The sequence below is a fragment of the Streptomyces sp. NPDC054765 genome, assembly GCF_053612065.1.
On sequence record NZ_JBSHBP010000024.1, the window covers coordinates 16,740 to 36,952 of the forward strand.

The window sequence follows — 20,213 nt, forward strand, 5'->3', positions numbered from 1 at the left end:
CGACGGATCGCCGACGGATCGCCGACAGCTCACCGACCACCGCCGACAACCACCCCACACCGGCCCCGGCCGGCCCACTGGCGGGCTCACGTATCCACGGTCACCAGTTCTCCGAGGGGTCCGGCCTGGTGGTGATCGCCAGTGGTCTCCAGAGGCGTAAGGAAGCAAGGTCTTAAAGTTGGCGCCATGGCCAGCGCTCCTTCGTCCACGTCCCGCGATGAACGCCGCACCGCGTTGCGGGATTTCCTGCGCAGCCGTCGCGCCCGGGTCTCGCCGGCCGATGTCGGCATGCCGGACGGTGGCCGGCGGCGCACGCCTGGGCTGCGGCGCGAGGAGGTCGCCGTGCTGGCGGGCGTCGGAGTGTCCTGGTACACGTGGCTGGAGCAGGGGCGCGACATCAAGGTGTCCGACCACGTTCTCGACGCGATCGCCCGGGTGCTGCTGCTGGACTCCGCGGAGCGCGCCCATCTGTTCCGCCTGGCCGGGCTCACCGCTCCGCAGCTCCCCTCCGCGCCCTCGGTGGCGGTCTCACCCGAGGTGCAGCGGCTGCTGGACGCCTGGTCGCCTAAGCCCGGCTATGTTCGCGACCGCCACTGGAACTTCACCGCCGTCAACGACGCGGCGCGCGTGGTGTTCGGCTACCGCGAGAGCGATCACAACTGCCTGGTCGCCTTCTTCACCAACGCCCGCTACCGGGTGCTGCACCGGCACTGGGACAAGACCGCGCCCGATGTCGCCGCCGCGTTCCGGGCCGACGCGGCGCGCTACCCGGACGATCCGGAGTTCGGCCGCATCGCCGCCGGTCTCGCCGCGGTCAGCCCCGAGTTCGCCGCGCTGTGGGCGCGCCACGACGTGGCCGAGCACACCGGTGCGGTGAAGGCGGTCGATCACCCCGAGGCCGGGACGATGACCTTCGATGCCACGCTGCTGCCGCTGCCCGAACACCCCGGGCACCATCTGATCCTGCACAACCCGCGTCCCGGCACGGACACCCAGCAGCGGCTGGAGACGCTGATGCAGTAGTGCAGCCTGGTGGTGCCACACCCAAGATGACGGGACACTGCCCGCGCCGCTGCCGTGCCCGCAGGATCGCAGACATGAACAACAGCAGCACGCACATGAACGCAGTGATCATCCCCGAGTTCGGCGAGGCCGAGGTGCTCCGCGCCGCCACCCTGCCGGTCCCCGGGCCCGGACCGGGCCAGGTCGCCATCGATGTGGCGTACGCGGGCGCCAACTTCGCCGAGGTTCTCTACCGGCGCGGGGTGGTCGACGTGCCGCTCCCCTTCGTGCCCGGCATCGAAGTGGCGGGCCGGATCCGGGCCGTCGGCAAGGGCGTCGAGGGTTTGGCCGTCGGGCAGCCGGTGGCCGCGCTCACGATCGTCGACAGCGGGGGCTACGCCGAGGTGGTGGTCACCGCCGCGGACCTGGTCGCGCCGCTGGACGGCCTCGGCATCGGGCCGGGGGTCGCCGCGGCGCTGCCGTCCAACAGCACCACCGCGTTTCTCGTGCTCGACCGGGTGGCCCGCATCGAGCCGGGAGACAGCGTCCTGGTTCATGCGGCGGCCGGCGGCGTGGGAAGCCAGCTCGGCCAGGCCGCACGTCTGCTGGGCGCGGGCCGCGTGGTCGGCACGGTCGGCAGCGAGGCGAAGATCGAGACCGCCAGGAGCTTCGGCTACGACGAGGTGATCCTGCGTGACCGGGTCGCCGATGCCGGCGAGTTCGACATCGTGATCGACATGGTCGGCGGCCCGGCGCGCCGGGCCGGCCTGGACCGGCTGGCCCCGATGGGACGTCTGGTGGTGATGGGCAACGCCTCGGGCGCCGAGGATGTGGGCCTCTCGGCCAATGCGCTGTGGTTCACCAACAAGACCGTCTCCGGCTTCAACCTGGCTGCCTTCTCCGCGGCCTTCCCCGCGGAGACGGGGCGAGCCCTGCGCCGTGCGGTGGCGGCCGCCGCGACCGGGGACCTGCGGGTGCAGGTGGAGGCCCTGCCGCTGGGGCAGGCCGCCGAGGCGCACCGCCGCATCGAGTCGGGCACGACCACCGGGAAGCTGGTGCTCGACGTCGCGGCGTGGTGACCCGGGCCGGCCGGGTGAGCGGGCTTGAGCCGGGTGCGGTCAGCCCGCCCGGCAGGCCGTCGAGTTCGGCCGCTCCCACCCGAGTTTCGCTCGGGTGTTGCCCTCCGCCATGGCCACCACCCCTCGGTCGCAAGCGAGTTATGCCCCATCACTGATGGAAGTGCGTCTAATAGATCCTTGGTGACCCCCTTGACGGGCGGCCTGGGGGCGCGTCAGTCTGTTACTGGTTCTAATAAACACAATGACTTGTAGCGGGGGGGCGTCATGAGCGGAGCGATAATACGCCTTCGGCGGATGCTCACCGCCGTACTGATGGCCGGGGTGGTGCCGGCCACGCCGGCGGTCGCCGCGCCCGGCCGCACCGCCCGGCAGGCTCCGGCCGTCCGGCAGGCCCTGGCCGGGCAGCAGGCCCTGGCCGGGCAGCAGGCCCCGGCCGGCCACCTCGAACTCCGGCGTCAGGAGACTTGGTCCGAGTCCGCTTCCTCCTCAGCGGTGGCCTGACGGCTGAGAAGGAAGCGGGCGCCGCTGAATTCCTGTTGCCGAAACCGGCGTTCCGGTATGCCGTGCGAGCAGGGTCCGCAGATCGTCCACGCTCGGCGCAGGCTCAGCCGTGAGCCGTCGGGCCCGGCTCTCCCCGGCAATTGCGGCCGTCGCTGTGCCGCCTGGCGTCAGATGCCACGTGTTACCTGGGCGCGGATGCCAGCAGCGCGGCCACGTCCGGGTTCTTGATCTCGACGACATCGAAGAGTCCCAGTGCGTCGAGGCCGGGCTTCAGATCACGGATCTGCTGGGCGACCGCCTCGTGTTCGGGGGTGCCCGGCTCCAGGTCGTCCAGGGCCTTGGCGTTTCCGATGAAGGCGGCAATGGATCCCTTGCGGACGAACACTCCGTTGAATTCGGCGACTTCCTGACCGTCGGCAAGGACGTCCTGGGGGGTGACGGGCTTGGTGGACATGGGGCCTCTTTCGTTCGAAGGATATGCGTGCCAGCGGCACGCTTCTCTGAAGATAGCAGAGAAGCGTGCCGCTGGCACGTACAATCTGCTCATGAACGATTCCTCAGTCGCGGCGAGCGTGGAGGCCTCTCTGGGCCTGCTGCTTCGGCGCGGTACGCGGGCGAGCCTGTACTCGGCCCTGGTCGATCAGTTGGACGGCGTGAACGAGACCACCTATCCGGTGCTGAGCGGCATTGCCCGGCTGGAACCGGTGAGCAGCAGCAGGCTCGCCACCGAGATCGGTATCGACCGCACCGCGACCACCCGCTATGCCGACCGCCTGGTGACCGCGGGTCTCGTGGCGCGCGATGCCGATCCGGCGGATGCCCGCTCCACCCTGCTCCGGCTCACGGAACAGGGGCGGAGTGTCATCGATATCGCCCGGATGCGACTCCTGGGCCAGGTGGAAGACGCACTGTCGGAATGGCCCGCCGAGGAGCGGGTCGTCTTCGCGGCGGTTCTCGAGCGCTTCGTCGAGACGCTGCGCGCGGGCGGTACGCCGCCCAGGCGGTCGTGAGCCTCGCCGGGATGCTCCGCGTCTCCGGGTGAGGCGCCCGGCGGCCTCGAACTCCCTTGGCGTTAAAGGCAGTTGGGTTTGACCGAGGCGGCCTGGCGAGTGAGGTGGCGTAGCGGTCAGGTGGTTGTGGTGAGGCGTCTGATGCGGTCCTCGTCGGTGGTGCGCGGGCAGGTGACGCAGGTGTCCTGGGGGCGCAGCGTGTAGAACATGCAGCAGCCCGCGCGGTTCCGGGTCGCCAGCGCTTCACCCTTCGGTCCGGTCAGCTCGCGGAAACCGGCGCTGCCCACGAACGGAGCGGTGGCGCCCGGCAGCAGCCGCTCCAGCGCGGCCACCGCACGCGGCTCCTCGCCCAGCAGATGCCCCACGTACCACAGACCCTCGACGATCTCGTCGGACGCCATGCCCCACAGCGCCCGCGGCCCGCGCCGCATCCGGGCGCGGAAACCCTCCAGTACGGGCCGCAGATGCTGGGCCACCGCCGCCCGTACCTCCGCCCGCAGCGCCTCTTCGTCCACGACGACCCGGGCGCCGGGCAGCGCCGCAGCCGGATCGTCCGGAAGGCAGCTGAACGTGCTGATCCGCACCGCCATCCGGCCCAGCTCACGCTGGAAGGAGACGTCCTGCACGGGCAGCCGCGGCACCCGGCGGTGCAGGAACCAGGGGATGGTGATCAGCAGGCAAGCGGGCCAGGCGTAGCGGTGCAGGGCGAAGCTCGCGATGACGTCCGGCCGGGCACGCTGTCCGTAGTCCCGCACGATCTGGGCGTCGTCCCAGGCGAGAAAGGCATCCAGGCTCTCGCCGCCGGCCGCGAGCCCGGCCGCGCAAACCCAGCCGTCGCCGCTGGGCGGTGCCGCGTCCCGCAGGGTCACCCGCAGACCGGGGAAGACTGCGGAGAGTCGGGCGTAGGCCTCGGCGACGGGGTGGGCGGCGGGCGGAGCGGCGGGGGCACGGGTCATGCGGGAGACCACCGAATCGCGATCGTTAGCAGGTAAGCCTTACCTTATCCGAAGGCTACCCGCGCCCGCTGAGCGCCAGTCCTGGCGGCCCGCACGGCTTCCGGACGGGTTTACGGATTTGAACTGTGGCGCGCGCCGCCTATGGTGCTGGAAACGTCAGGAGGAAACGTCATGGAGCAGCGCACAGCGGAACAGGAGCCGCGCGCTCGGGCGTGGGTGCCCGTGCAGGCCGGTCCCGCGGTGCCCCGGCGGCACTCCGTCCGCGGCCAGGTGCTGGCCGCGCTGCGCCATGCACTGGTCGGCGGGGAGCTGGCCCCGGGCGAGGTCTACTCCGCGCCCGCACTCGCCGAGCGCTACGGCGTCTCCGCGACCCCGGTCCGTGAGGCCATGCAGCAGCTCGCGGGCGAGGGCGCCGTCGAGGTCGTGCCCAACCGCGGCTTCCGGGTCGCCGAACGCAGCTCCCGCGACCTCGCCGAGGTGGCCGAGGTCCGGGCGATGCTGGAGGTGCCCGCGATCGTCCGGCTGGCGCGGGCGCTGCCCCCCGAGCGCTGGGCGGAGCTGCGCCCGCTCGCCGAGGCGGGCGTCGCGGCCGCCGCCCGCGGTGACCGGGTCGGCTACGCGGAAGCCGACCATGCCTTCCACGACGCCCTGATGTCGCTGACCGGCAACCGCCGGCTCACCGAGGTCACCGGCGATCTGCTGCGCCGCGCCCAGTGGCCGGTGGCCCACGGCCCCCGGCGGCGTACGGCCGAGATGCTGGCCGACGCCTCCGAGCACACGGCGCTGCTGGATGCGCTGGCCGCCCAGGAGTACGCGGTGGCCGAGCGGATCGCCCGCGAACATGTGTCGGTGGCCCGCCACCCGCACTGAGCGGGGCACCCGGCGGCTCAGCCGGGGAGCAGCTCCTCCAGCGGCAGCGCTGCGACATCGGCGGCGGGCCGGGAGAGATAGAGATCGGCGTGGTAGAAGCCGTCGGACTCCTTGCCCGCGGTGGACAGGCCGCGGGCGGCCAGCGCCTCGAACGCCGCCTGCCGCTCATTGCCGTCGGCGAACCGCCGCTGCCGGAACGTACGGGTGGTGAGCTTCTCCGTCACCAGGCCGGCCCGCGCCAGCACAGCGGAGACCGGCTGGTAGGACACCTCGCGCAGCACGAACGCGGCGACCCAGGGCGGTGTGGAGACACAGTCGAAGAGGCGGGAGAAGGTACGCGCGGAGATATAGCCGACGCCGCCGGTGACGGTGATCAGATCGGTGTCGGCCAGTACGCGCCGCAGCTGCGGACTCGGCTCGTCGAGCTCCAGATTCTCCGCGAATCCGTGGTCGAGCAGACCGACCGTCCGGGCATAGCCGACCGCTCGGTCCGCCGCGTCGATGCCGGTCACCCGAAACGGTTCGGCACGTCGCCGGGTGGCGAAGAACGTGCGGTCCTCCTCGGTGAGTTCACGGGTGGACGGCAGGGTCTGGGCATTCGCGGCGTAGCGGTCGTAGAGGTCGGTGAGGGACAGCCGGTGGTTGAGCAGCGCGGCGTTGACCCCGTATGAGCAGCAGAGGTCGACGACGTTCAGCGGGGGCCGGTCGCTCCGGTGCCGCTGCAGGGTCTCGGTCACGGCACGGAACACCGCTTGGCCGTGGTGCGGAATCTGGTAGTCCAGGGGGTGCAGTGTGGTGAAGTACCGGCGGGGATCCGGACAGTTGTAAATCGCCTCGAAATCCGCCTTGCCCCAGTCGGTTGCAGCGGTCGTGTTGGTCACTCCTGCTGTCATGTGGCCTCCTGAAAGGCTGTGCCAGTGGGTGGGGCCCGCTGGTCCCGGACCAGCATCCAGTCCCGGCCGCCGCCTCACAGTGCGACTTGCGGCCATTCTCGGGGCCCATGGGGCGTCGTGGGACGCCGCTGCCCCCGGCCTTCGGCCCATGGTCCCACCTCAGGGTTCGCCCGGCGCGTCGGCGGCCGCCCGGTGCGGCAACCGTCGTACCCCGGCCGATCCACCGCGAGGACCGTCGAGATCCAGCCAATCGCCGGGAAGGCCCGCATGGCCGAGGGCGGTGGGTTGACAACGAGAGGGTGAGTGGGGAAGGCGGCAGCGACGGGCGACGGTCAACCCTTGGCACTCTGCCGGGGTTGGCCGTCGCCCGTGAGCCTCGCGCCGGGCGCCGAGAGCCGCGCGGGACGCTGCCCATGCGCCTCAGGTCGCCGTGACGCCGGTGGACAGATGATCGGCGAGCCATGTCGGAACGCCGCCCATCAGGCGGAAGAGCCGCGCCGCTTCGGCGCGCAGCCGGTCAGCGTCGGCCTCCGGGGCGGCGTCCGCCAGCGCCACCAGGGCCGGTGCCGTGCCGACCAGGAAGCCCAGCTCCTCGCGGATCCGCAGCGACTCGGCGAAACCGTGCCGGGCCTCCGCCACCTCACCGTCGCGCAGCGCAAGTCCGGCCAGATGGCGCCAGGTGGACGACAACAGCAGGGTGTCGCCGTGCGCGGTGGCGCCGGCGTGCGCGCGGCGGTAGGCGGCCCGTGCCGCGTCCGGACTGTCGGCGATGTGCTCGGCCATCAGCCCGCGGCGGAAGTCCAGCAGCGGCCGGCCGGGCGCGCCGGGCACCAGCAGTGCGGCGGCCCGGCCGAGCGCCGAGCGCGCCTCGTCGGCCCGGTCCCGGACGCCCAGGACCGTGGCGGCGTACGCGAGATGGCCGCGCTCGCAGGCCGCGCCGCCCCGCTCGTCGTCATCGCCCGCCAGTGCCTCCGCGCTGCGCAGCGCGTCCTCGGCCCCGGCCCAGCCGGTGGCCGTGAACATGCAGCGTTCGACCAGCAGCGCGGCGCGCCGCAGCGCGGACGGCGCGTGACGGACCGAGTGCGGTTCCAGCAGCGCGGCCGCATCGTCCCAGCAGCCGCGGGAGCGCAGCCGCCAAACGGCACGGTCGAGGGGATCGTCCCCCTCGACCGTGCCGACTGCCCCTGCTTCCGGTGTGGATGCGGGTCCTGGTACCGCGAGCGATACCGGAACCGCAGAGCCGACCGGATCCGCGGAATCCGCGGATCCTGACATGGCGGTATCCGCCACATTGCCCTCCCCGAGCGCGCCATTGAGCTGGAAAATGCAAGCCGTTGGCGAATCTCAGCACGGATCCCGGCGTGCGGCCAAGGGGGTGGGTGAATGAATTCACAATCCCCGGGCGGGCGGTCAGGAGGCGTTGCACGGCTCTGATCGGGCGCTCCGCACACGACGGCCGTCCCGCGGCCGGCCGCCGTGGCACGTGAAGCCGCCCGATCGAATTACCCCGAATGGCGTAACCGGGACCGACCGGGCCGAACCGGCCGGTCCCGGGGGACGGCCGGGCGCGGTCCCGGATCCCGCCGGCGGGCGACGGGATTCGTGGGGTGCCGGCGGGCGACGGGATTCGTGAGGTGCCGGCGGGCGAAGGGAATCGTGAGGTGCCGCCCGGTCAGCTCATCCGCAGTGCCAGGAAGAAGTCGAGCTTGTCCTCCAGGCGGGACAGATCGCGGCCGGTGAGCTGCTCGATGCGGCCCACCCGGTAGCGGAGGGTGTTCACGTGCAGGTGAAGGCGGGCGGCGCAGCGGGTCCAGGAGCCGTCGCAGTCCAAGAACGCCTCCAGGGTGGGGATCAGTTCGGCGCGGTGCTTGCGGTCGTAGTCGCGCAGCGGGTCCAGCAGACGGGCGGTGAAGGCCCGGCGGACGTCGTCCGGTACGAACGGCAACAGCAGGACGTGCGAGGCCAGCTCCTCGTGTCCGGCGGCACAGACCCGGCCGGGGCGGGCGGCGGCGACCCGGCGGGCGTGCCGGGCCTCCTCCAGGGCGCCGCGCAGGCCCTCGGCCGAATGGACCGCGGCGCTCACCCCGACCGTCAGCCGCCCGTCGTCCGCCAGACCGCGGGCGAGCGGCTCCTTGACGGCGGAGAGCAGCTCAACGGCGTGCAGACCGGCCGCCGACGGGGCCCCGGGCTCGTCCGGGACGGGCAGCGGCACCAGCGCCACCGCCTCGTCGCCGGTGTGCGCCACGGCGATGCGGTCGGACGGCTCCGGGCCGAAGGTGCCGCGGTCGACGAGCATTTCCTCCAGCAGGGTCTGCGCCACCGGTCCGCCGGGAACGTCCCCGTCCTCCCACTCGACCCTGGCCACCACGATCTGCCAGTGCGGTGCGGCGCCCAGTCCGGGCAGCAGCACCGGGGCCGCCACCCGCAGCCGGGCCGCGATCTCGGCGGGCGGTGCGCCGGTCTGGACGAGTTCCAGCACCTCCTGGGCCAGCCGGCGGCGGACCGTACGGGCCGCCTCGCGCCGGTCGCGCTCCACGGCGATCAGCTGGGTGACCCCGTGCAGCAGGTCGAGGCGCTCCTCGGGCCAGTCGCCGGCGTCCGCCTCGACGGCCAGCAGCCAGTCGCTCAGCAGCGTCTGGCGCAGATCACGGCTCTCGTGGCGGATCGGGAACAGGGAGTACGTCGAATTGTCCAGGGTGACCCGGTGCGGGCCACGGCGGCCGGTGCGGGCCGCCGCCAGATGCTCGCCCGCGAGCCGCGCGGCCAGTTCACCGGACAGCTCGGGCCCGGAGTCCGCCAGCGTCGAGCCGGCGATCCGGCGGCCGGTGGGGGAGAGCACCCAGGCCCGCAGATCCAGGTCGGAGCCGAGCAGGTCCAGGACCACTTCCGGGCCGCCGCCCGTGGGGCCCGACGTCATCAGCCGCCGGTGGCGGTCCACGACGGCGGCCAGGTCACCGGCCCGCTCGCTGGAGACCTGGCGGACGACATGCTCGGTGATCGAGGCGAACGAGACATCCTCGACCACGGAGAACAGCGGCAGCCGGTGCCGCAGGCAGGCCTGTACGAGGTCGTCGGGGACCGAGCCCAGCTCCGCCTCGCCGGCCGCGAGCCCGGCGACCCCGGCGGTGGCCAGGATGCGGACGAACGGTTCGGAGTCGTCCGGTTCGCGGCGCCAGGCCAGACCCGTCAGCACCAGTTCGCCACCGGAGAGATAGCGGCTGGGGTCGCGCAGGTCGGTGGTCATCACGCCGCGTACCGTGCGGTCCAGCTCGTCCTCGCCCCCGAGCAGCCTCAGGCCCAGGGTGGGGGTGTCCAGGAGTGCGCGGAGCCGCATGACCTCGCCCGCCGTTCTTTGCTGTCTCGTGTTGCCGGTGAATGCCGCGAGGCGGTGCAGCCTCGTCTTTCGTTCGAATCTACAAGACAGCTGGGCTGGCCAGCCAACCGCTTCATGTTTTCGGTGACTGCACCGGGTGGGTCCCGGGCGCGTTCACTGAAGTCATCTGCAGGAACAAGACAGGAACAGCTCCGTGGCGATGCCGGTGCAGCGTCCTCACCATGAGGAGCGGACGACCCGGTTTCGTAGAATTCGTAGAAGAGGCCAACGATGGACTTCCTTCGCCCCGCCAGCTGGGAGGAGGCGCTCGCCGCCAAGGCCGAGCACCCTACCGCTGTGCCCATCGCGGGCGGCACGGACGTGATGGTCGAGATCAACTTCGACCACCGCCGCCCCGAGTACCTGCTCGATCTGAACCGCATCGGTGACCTGAGCGAGTGGGAGGTCGGAGAGAAGACCGTACGCCTGGGCGCCTCCGTCCCGTACACCATGATCATGGAGAATCTGCGGACCGAACTCCCAGGCCTGGCCCTGGCCTCGCACACGGTGGCCTCCCCGCAGATCCGCAACCGCGGTGGCGTCGGCGGCAACCTCGGCACCGCCTCCCCGGCCGGCGACGCGCATCCCGCGCTGCTCGCCGCCGGCTGCGAGGTCGAGGTGGAATCCGTACGCGGCCGCCGGATGATCCCGATCGATGACTTCTACACTGGTGTCAAGCGCAACGCCATGGAGCCCGACGAGCTGATCCGTTCGGTGCATCTGCCCAAGGCGGACGGCCCGCAGCAGTTCTCCAAGGTCGGCACCCGCAACGCCATGGTGATCGCGGTCTGCGCGTTCGGTATCGCGCTGCACCCCGCGACCCGCACGGTGCGCACCGGCATCGGCTCCGCCGCGCCCACCCCCGTCCGGGCCCGTACGGCCGAGGACTTCCTCGCCGCGGCGCTGGACGAGGGCGGCTTCTGGGAGTCGGCGGCCCCCATCCCGCCGTCCGTCGCCCGGCAGTTCGCGCAGCTCGCCGCCGGCGCCTGCAACCCGATCGACGATGTGCGCGGCAGCGCCAAGTACCGCCGGCACGCGGTCGGCATCATGGCGCGCCGCACCCTCGGCTGGACCTGGGAGTCCTACCGGGGCAACGAGAGGAGCGCACAGTGCGCGTGACATTCACCGTCAACGGCCGCGAGCAGGAGGCCGACGACGTCTGGGAAGGCGAGAGCCTGCTGTACGTCCTCCGCGAGCGGATGGGCCTGCCGGGCTCCAAGAACGCCTGTGAGCAGGGCGAATGCGGTTCCTGTACGGTCCGTCTGGACGGGGTTTTGGTGTGTTCCTGTCTGGTTGCCGCAGGGCAGGTCGAGGGCCGCGAGGTGGTGACCGTCGAGGGCCTGGCGGACTACGCCAGGCAGCGCGCCGAGCAGGGCGGCTGTGGCTCCGGCGCCTGCGGCAGCGGCGGCACCGGCGTGGACGAGGCCAAGCGGTGGCAGGCCGGGCCCGCCCCCGCGCAGACCGGCGAGAACGCCGCCCTCCCGCGGGAGATGCTCTCGCCGATCCAGCAGGCGTTCATCGACGCCGGTGCGGTCCAGTGCGGTTTTTGCACGCCGGGCCTGCTGGTCGCCGCCGACGAGCTGCTGGAGCGCAACGACTCCCCGTCGGACGCCGATATCCGTGAGGCGCTGTCGGGCAACCTGTGCCGCTGCACCGGCTACGAGAAGATCCTCGACGCGGTCCGGCTGGCGGCCGCCCGCGGCGAGAACCGCACCGCCGGACAGGGGGCCTGATCGCCATGGCTGACAAACCGACGCGCGTCGCCACCGCTCCGGGCCGCACCCCCACCAACCTCACCCAGGGCGGCAAGACCAAGGCCGGTATCGGCGAATCCACGCTGCGGCCCGACGGCATCCTCAAGGTGACCGGCGAATTCGCCTACTCCTCGGACATGTGGCACGAGGACATGCTGTGGGGTTTCACCCTGCGCTCCACCACCGCGCACGCCGAGATCAGGTCCATCGACACCTCCGAGGCGCTCGCGACCCCCGGTGTCTACGCCGTCCTGACCCACGACGACCTGCCCACCGACGTGAAGAACTACGGCCTGGAGATCAAGGACACGCCGGTTCTCGCGCACGGCAAGGTACGTCATCACGGTGAGCCGGTGGCGCTGGTCGCCGCCGACCACCCGGAGACCGCACGCCGCGCCGCCGCCAAGATCAAGATCGACTATGCCGAGCTGCCGGTCGTCACCGACGAGGCCTCCGCCACCGCCGAGGGCGCCCCGCTGGTCCACGAGAACCGCGACGACCACCACGCGGGCCGTGTCCCGCACCCGAACATCGTGCACCGCCAGCCGATCGTCCGCGGCAACGTCGCCGAGGCCGCCGCGAAGGCCGATGTCATCGTCTCCGGCGAGTATGTCTTCGGCATGCAGGACCAGGCCTTCCTCGGTCCGGAGTCCGGCCTCGCGGTGCCCGGCGAGGACGGCGGCGTCGACCTCTACGTCGCCACCCAGTGGCTGCACTCCGACCTCGGCCAGATCGCCCCCGTCCTCGGCCTGCCCGAGGACAAGGTGCGGATGACGCTCTCCGGCGTCGGCGGCGCGTTCGGCGGTCGTGAGGACCTGTCGATGCAGATCCACGCCTGCCTCCTGGCGCTGCGCACCGGCAAGCCCGTCAAGATCGTCTACAACCGCTTCGAGTCCTTCTTCGGGCACGTCCACCGGCACCCGGCGAAGCTCTGGTACGAGCACGGCGCCACCAAGGACGGCAAGCTCACGCACCTCAAGTGCCGCATCGTGCTGGACGGCGGCGCCTATGCGTCCACCTCCGCGGCCGTCGTCGGCAACGCCGCCTCGCTCGGCGTCGGCCCGTACGTGGTCGAGGACGTCGACATCGAGGCCCTCGCGCTGTACACCAACAACCCGCCCTGTGGCGCGATGCGCGGCTTCGGCGCGGTCCAGGCGTGCTTCGCCTACGAGGCGCAGATGGACAAGGTCGCCAAGGAACTGGGCCTGGACCCGGTCGCGTTCCGGCAGCTCAACGCCATGGAACAGGGCACGCTGATGCCGACCGGGCAGCCGGTCGACTCGCCCGCCCCGGTCGCCGAACTCCTGCGCCGGGTCAAGGCGATGCCGCTGCCGCCGGAGCAGCAGTGGCTGGCGGCCGGTGAGGGCGCCGATGTCCGTGCGCTGCCCGGCGGACTGTCCAACACCACCCATGGCGAGGGCGTGGTCCGCGGTATCGGCTACGCCGTCGGCATCAAGAACGTCGGCTTCTCCGAGGGCTTCGACGACTACTCCACCGCCCGGGTACGGATGGAGGTCGTCGGTGGCGAGCCGGTCGCCACGGTCCACACCGCGATGGCGGAGGTCGGCCAGGGCGGTGTCACCGTCCACGCCCAGATCGCCCGCACGGAACTGGGCGTCCAGCAGGTCACCATCCAGCCGGCCGACACCCGGGTCGGCTCGGCGGGTTCGACCTCCGCCTCCCGCCAGACCTATGTCACCGGCGGCGCCGTCAAGAACACCTGTGAGCACGTCCGCGAGCAGGTGCTCGACATCGGCCGGCGCAAGTTCGGTACGTACCACCCGGCGTGGGCGACCGCCGAACTCCTGCTGGAGGGCGGCAAGGTCGTCACCGACGGCGGGGAGGTTCTCGCCAACCTGGCGGAGGTCCTGGAGGGCGAGGCGGTCGATCTGGAGCTGGAGTGGCGCCACCGCCCGACCGAGCCCTTCGACCTGCACACCGGCCAGGGCAACGGCCATGTCCAGTACTCCTTCGCGGCCCACCGCGCGGTCGTCGAGGTGGACACCGAACTCGGCCTGGTCAAGGTCATCGAGCTGGCCGTCGCCCAGGACGTCGGCAAGGCGCTCAACCCGCTGTCCGTCGTCGGCCAGATCCAGGGGGGTACCACCCAGGGCCTGGGCGTGGCGGTCATGGAGGAGATCATCGTCGACCCCAAGACCGCGAAGGTGCGCAACCCTTCCTTCACGGACTACCTCATCCCCACGATTCTCGACACCCCGGCCATCCCGGTCGATGTGCTCGAACTCGCCGACGAACACGCCCCGTACGGGTTGCGCGGCATCGGCGAGGCCCCCACCCTGTCGTCCACCCCGGCCGTCCTCGCGGCGATCCGGAACGCGACCGGGCTGGAGCTCAACAAGACGCCGGTACGCCCCGAGCACCTCACCGGCACATAGCGGGCCGTCCGGGCCGTCCGGGCCGTCCGGGCCGTCCGGGGGCGGACCCCGGACACCGGCCTCCGGGCGGTGCGTGTCAGGGGGCCCTGTCGTCCTCCTCCGCGCACCGCCCGGAGTCCCACCCGCACCGCCCGGAGTCCCACCCCGCCCCCGCCCCCGCAGTCGCTGCTCCGCCTCGTCGGAGTCAGTACCCCACCGTCCGTCTCGGGCCGTCCCCCGGGTCGTGCAGCCGAAATTCCATCCCAAATCTCGCACTCGAGGCGAGTGCCCCTTTGAACCTTGGGAGCAAGGCACCATGACCCAGCAGTCGACAGAGCCCAGGACCACGGCGGAGGACGCCGGCGCCGGCTCGCGCCAGCCCGCCGGCCGGTCCTGGCTCGACCGGTACTTCCACATATCCGACAGAGGATCGACGCTCGCGCGCGAGGTGCGCGGCGGCATCACCACCTTCATGGCGATGTGCTACATCCTCCTGCTCAACCCGCTGATCCTGTCGACTCCGGACGTGGCGAAGCACACCCTCGCGCAGGCGGGCGTGGTGACCGCGACCGCGCTGGCCGCGGCGGTCTCCACGCTGCTGATGGGCTTCATCGGCAAGGTACCGCTGGCACTGGCGGCCGGTCTCAATGTCTCCGCCGCACTGACCGCACAGGTGGTCCCGCACATGACCTGGCCGCAGGCCATGGGCATGTGCGTGATCTATGGCGCGGTCATCTGTCTGCTGGTGGTCACCGGCCTCCGCGAGATGATCATGAACGCCATCCCGCCGGCGCTCAAGCACGCGATCACCATGGGCATCGGCATGTTCGTCGCCCTGCTGGGGCTGGTGAAGGCCGGTTTCGTGGGCAAGGGCGAGGGCGGCCCGGTCACCCTCGGTCTGACCGGGCAGCTGTCCGGCTGGCCGGTCCTGTTCTTCTGCGTCACCCTGCTGCTGATCTTCATGCTGCAGGCCCGCAAGGTGCCCGGTGCGATCCTCATCGGCATCGTGGCCGGCAGTGTGCTGTCCGTCGTCGCCACCAGGACCGGCGGACTGACCGCCAAGGACTGGGGCGGTACGCCCCCGGAGCTGAGCGGCAGCGCGGTCTCGATGCCCGACTTCGGCCTCCTCGGCCATGTCGAGTTCGGCGGCTGGGGCTCCATCGGCGCGCTCGGCGTCGGCATGATCGTCTTCACCCTGGTGCTGGCCGGCTTCTTCGACGCCATGGCCACCATCATCGGCGTCGGTACGGAAGCACATCTGGCCGACGACAAGGGCCGGATGCCGGGCCTGTCCAAGGCGCTGTTCGTGGACGGCGCGGGCGGTGCGATCGGCGGTGTGACCGGCGCGTCCGGCCAGACCGTGTTCATCGAGTCGGCGAGCGGCGTCGGCGAGGGGGCGCGCACCGGCCTGTCGTCCGTGGTCACCGGGCTGTTCTTCGCGGCCTGCCTGTTCTTCACGCCGGTCACCCAGCTCGTCCCGGCCCAGGTGGCGTCGGCCGCCCTCGTCGTCATCGGCTCGATGATGATGAGCGCCGCCGGCCACGTGGACTGGCGTGACCGCTCGGTGTCCATCCCGGTCTTCCTGACCGTGGTCCTGATGCCGTTCACCTACAGCATCACCGCAGGTGTCGGCGCCGGTGTTATCGCCTACGTTGCCATTAAGGCGGCGCAGGGCAAATGGCGCGAGGCCGGCGGCTTCATGTGGGTGCTGACCGCGATCTTCGTCCTCTACTTCTCGCTCCATCCGATCGAGCGGTGGCTGGGCGTCAAGTAGCCGCCCGCCCTCCCCCACTCCCGGCTTCGCCCGAGGGGGGGACCCCCATCCCGTCCATAAGGAGACCGACATGCTGGACATCGCCGAAGAACTGCACCGGTGGGTCGGGCAGGGCCGTGACTTCGCGGTGGCCACCGTGGTGGCCACCCACGGCAGCGCCCCCCGACGGCCCGGAGCCGCCCTGGCCGTCGACGGCGACGGCACGGCGATCGGGTCGGTCTCCGGCGGATGTGTGGAGGGGGCGGTGTACGAACTGTGCCAGGAGGCGCTGCAGACCGGCCGGCCGGTCCTGGAGCGCTTCGGCTACAGCGACGAGGATGCCTTCGCCGTGGGTCTGACCTGCGGCGGCGTCATCGACATCCTCGTCCAGCCGGTACGGACGGGCGCCCCGCGCTCCGCGGGCGACGGCGGGGCGGCGGGGGAGCCGGCGGACGGCGCGGCCGGCACGCTCGCCGCCGGGCTGGCCGCCGCCGCCACGGGGGAGGCGGCGGCGCTCGCCCGGATCATCGACGGCCCCGCCGAACTCCTCGGCCGCGCGCTGCTGGTCCGCCCCGACGGCAGCCACACCGGCACCCTCGGCGGCCACCCCGCCCTCGACCGCACGGCGCTCGCCCAGACCCGCGCCCTGCTGGACGCCGGGCGCACCACGACGGTCGAGATCGGGTCGGGCCCGGCACCCGAGGACGACGCCACGGGCGACGGCGCCTCGCAGCGGAGCGGCTCGCGGTGCGGCCGGCCGGTCGTCCTCCTCGTCGAATCCTCCGTCCCGCCGCCCCGCATGATCGTCTTCGGCGCCATCGACTTCGCCGCCGCGCTGGTCAAGGTCGGCAAGTTCCTCAACTACCACGTCACGGTCTGCGACGCCCGCCCCGTCTTCGCCACCAGGACCCGCTTCCCGGACGCCGACGAGATCGTCGTCGACTGGCCGCACCGCTACCTGGACTCCCAGGACCTCGACCCCCGTACGGTGCTGTGCGTCCTGACCCACGACGCCAAGTTCGACGTACCGCTGCTGGAGCGGGCGCTCAGGCTCCCGGTCGCCTACGTCGGAGCGATGGGCTCGCGCCGCACCCACCTGGACCGCCGGCAGCGGCTGCGCGACACCGGCCTGACCGAGCTCGAACTGAACCGGCTGCGCTCGCCCATAGGCCTCGACCTCGGTGCGCGCACCCCGGAGGAGACCGCGCTGTCCATCGCCGCCGAGATCGTCGCCAACCGCCGCGGCGGCACCGGCACACCGCTGACCGGCGCGCACACCCCCATCCACCACGACTCGGCCCGGCCGGTGGGGCGGATCGGGTCGGTGGCCTGAGGGCGTGGGGCCCGACGCGGCCCCGGCCCCGTTCGGCTTCAGGTGGCCGGTCGCTCACGCGTGCGCGGCGGCCTGGTCCTCGTTGGGCTCTCCGGTCTCCTCGCACACCGCGCATTGCACGACGTAGGTGATCCCGTTCAGGTGGTCCGGCGCCCGCTGGATCTGCGCCCGTCGTTTTCGCCGCAGCGGTACTCGCCGCCGGACCAGGCGGCCATCTCCATTTCGCGCAGCCGCTCGTGGCGGTCCTGTTCGATCCGTGCCATGGCCCAGCGGAGGATCGGCGGGGCTGTCACCGACGTCACGACGGCGACGAGGATGACGATGGTGTACATCGCCTCGCTGAGCACCCCGATCCTCAAGCCGATGGTGGCGACGACGATCTCCACCGCGCCACGGGCGTTGAGACCCGCGCCGATTGCCAGGCCCTCCCGGTGCGTCAGTCGGCTCAGCCGGGCCCCCAGGTAGCCGCCACCGAGTTTGACAGCGATGGCCAGGGCACAGACCAGGACGGCGATGAGCGCGACACCGGGGTCGGCCAGCACGGAGATGTCCATGCGCAGGCCCGCGCTCGCCAGGAACAGGGGGGCGAACACGGCGAGGACCAGGGTGCGCAGCGGGGCGAGTTTGGTGACCCCGACGGCGCCGTGCGAGCTGATCACCATGCCGACCACGAAGGCGCCGAGAGCGGCTTCCAGGCCGAGTGAGAGGGCGGCTGCGGATCCGCCCAGGATGAGCGCGACGGCGGTGGCGATGCTCGGGCCGGGGCCTTCGGCCCGGCCCGCGACGCGCAGTGCGGTTCGTGCCAGGGGACGCATCACCAGAGCGGCGGCAAGCAGGAAGGCGATCAGATGGACCACGCTGCGTACGAGGGCCGAACCGCTGTACCCCGATACCGTCATCCCGGACACGAGGGACAGCATCAGCCAAGCGACCACATCGTCACCCGCGGCGGAGGCCATCATCAGTTGACCGACATCGCGGTGCATCATCTTGAGATCCGTCAGGGTCTTGGCGATGACGGGGATGGCGCTCACCGCCATCACCACGCCGACCAGCAGGGCGAACGTCGTGCGGTTCCCCTCTGGGCCCACAAGCCATCGCGGGAGTAGGTAGCCGGTTGTGACGCCCAGCGTCAATGGGATCAGCAGCGCCGTGCCGCCGATGGTGGCAATGGTCCCCCGTCGGCGACGGAGCATGCGCACATCGAGATGTGCGGCCGCCACACCGACGAACAGGAGTACCCCGAACTGGGTGAGGGGTTCGAGTAGTTGCCCGTCCTTGCTCGACCACAGCCAGTGGGACGCGCTTGGGGCCAGCGCTCCGAAGACGCTGGGGCCGACCAGGACGCCGACCATGAGTTCGCCCACGATGGTGGGCATGCCGCACCGCATGGCCAGCCGGCCCAGGGCCGTCGCGCAGGCAAGCAGCACGGTGATCTGGAGCAGGAGCACGAGGAGTTGATGTGAGGTCATGGTTTCGATTTCCGCCTTACCTCGCATCGGGGGCAGGTGGCGCCGAAGCGGCGCCTCTGGGCGAAAACGGCTGCGATTCCCGCAGGCTGGAGAGCCCTCTTTGCCCCGCTGCGGGCCGTGCCGCGCGGTTGCTGAGCGCGTACTGTCCTGCGGCCAGCAGGACACAACTCAGTGCCTGTGCCGGGTGGAGGCGGAGGTCGCAGTCCGGGGCGGACCGGGGCCCCGGACGCGGCTCAGTGCTCACAGGAGAGCCCATGCACTCCGTGAGGTCGTCGGGAGTCGTTTCGAGGTGCAGTCCGCCAACGCGGCTACAGAGGGCTCGGTGGACCTCGAAGAAGCCCCGGATCTCGTCTTCAACGGCCGTCAGGCACCGGATCTTCCGGCCGTCGGCGGTCGTCCGGGTGTTGCCGTGCAGGGGGTCGCACATCCACAGCACATGGTGCGTCTCGGCCTGGACCGCCTGCACCAGCGCGGGCAGCAGGGCATGTACCCGGTCGGCTCCGAGGCGAGGGACCAGGGTCAGCCGCCCGGGTAGACGTGTGGGGTTGAGGAGTTCGCACAGCGCGACGAGTTGCTCGGGAGTGACGGTCGGACCGATCACGACTGCCACGGGGTTGGCGATGCCTGCGGCGAAGTGCACGTGCGCCCCGGCGGGGTCATTGGTGCGTTCGCCGATCCAGACAGTGTGCGCCGAGGTGGCGTACCACAGGCCAGTGGTCTCGCAGCGGCGGGTCAGCGCCTCCTCGTACGGAAGGATCAGGGCTTCGTGGGAGGTGAAGAGCGGCATGCCGCCCGGCACAGCCGCGTCAAGGCAGCGCAGCGCGTGGAGCGTGGCCACCGAGTGGAAGTAGGCCGTGCGCAGGCGCTGCAGGTCGGGTGTGCGGGAACGGACGGTGGGTTCGGCCCCGTTCACCATGTCGCCGCGGTAGCTGAGCACGGTGCGCGCACGGCCCTGGACGGTGGCAGTCTCCGTGGCTCGGGAGCGTGGTTGTGCGTACTGGCCGGCCCAACGGCCAATGGCGACGACCGGCTCGGTCGGCCGCATCATGTCCTGAAGAGTGTGGGCGAGTGTGGTCAGCAGCCGGTGCCGGCCGGCCACGCCATCGGTGGTGAGGGCGTCAAAGGTCTCGGCGCAGTCCCCTGCCTGGATCACAAACCCGTCGCCGTCGGTTGCCCGCGCCAGGAGGGACAGCAGGTGTCTGGCCTCCCTGGGCGGTGCGATGGCAGGCAGCCGGGCCAGGCCGCGCACGTCACGCTCGACGTCTTCCGGACTCGGCCAGTCGGGCTGTTGGGTGACCGGAAGGTTATGCCAGCTGCCCGGCGTCCAGGAGTGGGCAGCGTCACCGGTGCCCGGTTGCAGATCCGGCTTGATCAGCTCGGGGTTGAAGGTCTCGTTGATGTGGAGGACGGGCCGGTCGCCGTCGAGCAGGAGGTACGTTTTGTACGCGGCGGCCGGCGCCTGCTGGTCTTCCGGCCAGACGGTGAGGCCCGTGTCCAGGACACGGCGCCGCAGTCCCACGTCGGCAAGGTTGCGGCCAAGCGGACGGGCCGTGTCGGTGACCAACGGGCCCAGCACAGAGTCCTGGTGGCACACCGCCACGACCTCGTTGACGGACACGCACCGGCCGTGCTCGTCGTACAGCGCCGAGCGCCGTATCAGAGCCGTGGTGTCCGGCGCGAGCCGCAGAGCTGTCCTCGCGCCGGAAGGAAGCCCGGCGCCGGCCGTCTCGTACTGCTCACGCACCACGACCCGGACCTGAGTATTCGCCACCGCTTGCAGCAGCGCGGTGGTGGAACCGTCACTCGTCAGCAGCATCCGGGTGCCGGGATGCGCGAACATCC

At 71.5% G+C, this 20,213-nt stretch carries 17 protein-coding genes; 10 read left to right on the forward strand and 7 right to left on the reverse strand.

All coding sequences use genetic code 11. From position 1 onward, the window contains the following. Positions 1-186 precede the first annotated feature (186 nt). The 3 genes from ACWGJY_RS17460 to ACWGJY_RS17470 all read left to right on the forward strand — a co-directional run bounded on the left by ACWGJY_RS17460 (position 187) and on the right by ACWGJY_RS17470 (position 2,582). Positions 187-1,023 (forward strand): helix-turn-helix transcriptional regulator, encoded by an 837-nt coding sequence (locus tag ACWGJY_RS17460; RefSeq protein WP_453261672.1) that lies wholly within the window; start codon positions 187-189, stop codon positions 1,021-1,023. Between the two features lie 74 nt (positions 1,024-1,097). After that, positions 1,098-2,081, forward strand: a complete 984-nt coding sequence (locus ACWGJY_RS17465) for a quinone oxidoreductase family protein (protein WP_453261673.1) — start codon at positions 1,098-1,100, stop codon at positions 2,079-2,081. Positions 2,082-2,345: 264 nt separating this feature from the next. Beyond that, positions 2,346-2,582 carry a hypothetical protein gene (locus tag ACWGJY_RS17470; RefSeq protein ID WP_453261674.1) on the forward strand — a complete coding sequence of 79 codons (237 nt, stop codon included), beginning with the start codon at positions 2,346-2,348 and terminating at the stop codon, positions 2,580-2,582. Between the two features lie 181 nt (positions 2,583-2,763). On the opposite strand, the gene ACWGJY_RS17475 is transcribed toward ACWGJY_RS17470, so the two are convergent. Continuing rightward, positions 2,764-3,036: a hypothetical protein gene (locus ACWGJY_RS17475; protein ID WP_453261675.1), complete on the reverse strand. Its 273-nt coding sequence runs from the start codon at positions 3,034-3,036 to the stop codon at positions 2,764-2,766. 91 nt (positions 3,037-3,127) lie between these two features. Here ACWGJY_RS17475 and ACWGJY_RS17480 point away from each other — a divergent pair, with 91 nt between their 5' ends. Beyond that, the gene (locus ACWGJY_RS17480) at positions 3,128-3,592 is read left to right on the forward strand and encodes a MarR family winged helix-turn-helix transcriptional regulator (RefSeq protein ID WP_453261676.1); all 465 of its coding nucleotides are present in this window, start codon (positions 3,128-3,130) and stop codon (positions 3,590-3,592) included. Positions 3,593-3,708: 116 nt separating this feature from the next. On the opposite strand, the gene ACWGJY_RS17485 is transcribed toward ACWGJY_RS17480, so the two are convergent. Further along, positions 3,709-4,548 (reverse strand): (2Fe-2S)-binding protein, encoded by an 840-nt coding sequence (locus ACWGJY_RS17485; RefSeq protein WP_453261677.1) that lies wholly within the window; start codon positions 4,546-4,548, stop codon positions 3,709-3,711. A gap of 171 nt (positions 4,549-4,719) precedes the next feature. Here ACWGJY_RS17485 and ACWGJY_RS17490 point away from each other — a divergent pair, with 171 nt between their 5' ends. After that, on the forward strand, positions 4,720-5,418 hold the full coding sequence (locus ACWGJY_RS17490; protein ID WP_453261678.1) for a GntR family transcriptional regulator: 699 nt from the start codon (positions 4,720-4,722) through the stop codon (positions 5,416-5,418). Positions 5,419-5,435: 17 nt separating this feature from the next. Here the strand turns inward: ACWGJY_RS17490 and ACWGJY_RS17495 are convergent, their stop codons facing one another. From ACWGJY_RS17495 to ACWGJY_RS17505, 3 genes are all read right to left on the reverse strand, one after another. Next, positions 5,436-6,311, reverse strand: coding sequence for a hypothetical protein (locus ACWGJY_RS17495; RefSeq protein WP_453261679.1), 876 nt, complete (start codon positions 6,309-6,311; stop codon positions 5,436-5,438). Positions 6,312-6,731: 420 nt separating this feature from the next. Next, complete coding sequence (locus ACWGJY_RS17500; protein ID WP_453261680.1) at positions 6,732-7,586, reverse strand: hypothetical protein; 855 nt, start codon at positions 7,584-7,586, stop codon at positions 6,732-6,734. A 397-nt stretch (positions 7,587-7,983) separates the two neighbouring features. Then, positions 7,984-9,645: a PucR family transcriptional regulator gene (locus ACWGJY_RS17505; protein ID WP_453261681.1), complete on the reverse strand. Its 1,662-nt coding sequence runs from the start codon at positions 9,643-9,645 to the stop codon at positions 7,984-7,986. A 270-nt stretch (positions 9,646-9,915) separates the two neighbouring features. Here ACWGJY_RS17505 and ACWGJY_RS17510 point away from each other — a divergent pair, with 270 nt between their 5' ends. The 5 genes from ACWGJY_RS17510 (at position 9,916) to ACWGJY_RS17530 (ending at position 16,899) form a co-directional block, all read left to right on the forward strand. Next, positions 9,916-10,803 carry an FAD binding domain-containing protein gene (locus ACWGJY_RS17510; RefSeq protein WP_453261682.1) on the forward strand — a complete coding sequence of 296 codons (888 nt, stop codon included), beginning with the start codon at positions 9,916-9,918 and terminating at the stop codon, positions 10,801-10,803. Continuing rightward, the gene (locus tag ACWGJY_RS17515; RefSeq protein ID WP_453261683.1) at positions 10,794-11,417 is read left to right on the forward strand and encodes a (2Fe-2S)-binding protein; all 624 of its coding nucleotides are present in this window, start codon (positions 10,794-10,796) and stop codon (positions 11,415-11,417) included. The genes ACWGJY_RS17510 and ACWGJY_RS17515 overlap by 10 nt, the downstream gene beginning before the upstream one ends. 5 nt (positions 11,418-11,422) lie before the next feature. After that, the gene (locus ACWGJY_RS17520) at positions 11,423-13,834 is read left to right on the forward strand and encodes a xanthine dehydrogenase family protein molybdopterin-binding subunit (RefSeq protein ID WP_453261684.1); all 2,412 of its coding nucleotides are present in this window, start codon (positions 11,423-11,425) and stop codon (positions 13,832-13,834) included. Positions 13,835-14,129: 295 nt separating this feature from the next. After that, complete coding sequence (locus tag ACWGJY_RS17525) at positions 14,130-15,587, forward strand: NCS2 family permease (protein WP_453261685.1); 1,458 nt, start codon at positions 14,130-14,132, stop codon at positions 15,585-15,587. Positions 15,588-15,657: 70 nt separating this feature from the next. Continuing rightward, a complete protein-coding gene (locus ACWGJY_RS17530; protein WP_453261686.1) occupies positions 15,658-16,899 on the forward strand; it encodes an XdhC family protein in 1,242 nt (413 codons plus the stop codon). Positions 16,900-17,036: 137 nt separating this feature from the next. Here the strand turns inward: ACWGJY_RS17530 and ACWGJY_RS17535 are convergent, their stop codons facing one another. Both ACWGJY_RS17535 and ACWGJY_RS17540 read right to left on the reverse strand, forming a co-directional pair. Next, complete coding sequence (locus ACWGJY_RS17535) at positions 17,037-18,371, reverse strand: cation:proton antiporter (protein ID WP_453261687.1); 1,335 nt, start codon at positions 18,369-18,371, stop codon at positions 17,037-17,039. A 16-nt stretch (positions 18,372-18,387) separates the two neighbouring features. After that, positions 18,388-20,211: a 3-deoxy-7-phosphoheptulonate synthase gene (locus ACWGJY_RS17540; protein ID WP_453261688.1), complete on the reverse strand. Its 1,824-nt coding sequence runs from the start codon at positions 20,209-20,211 to the stop codon at positions 18,388-18,390. Positions 20,212-20,213 lie beyond the last annotated feature (2 nt).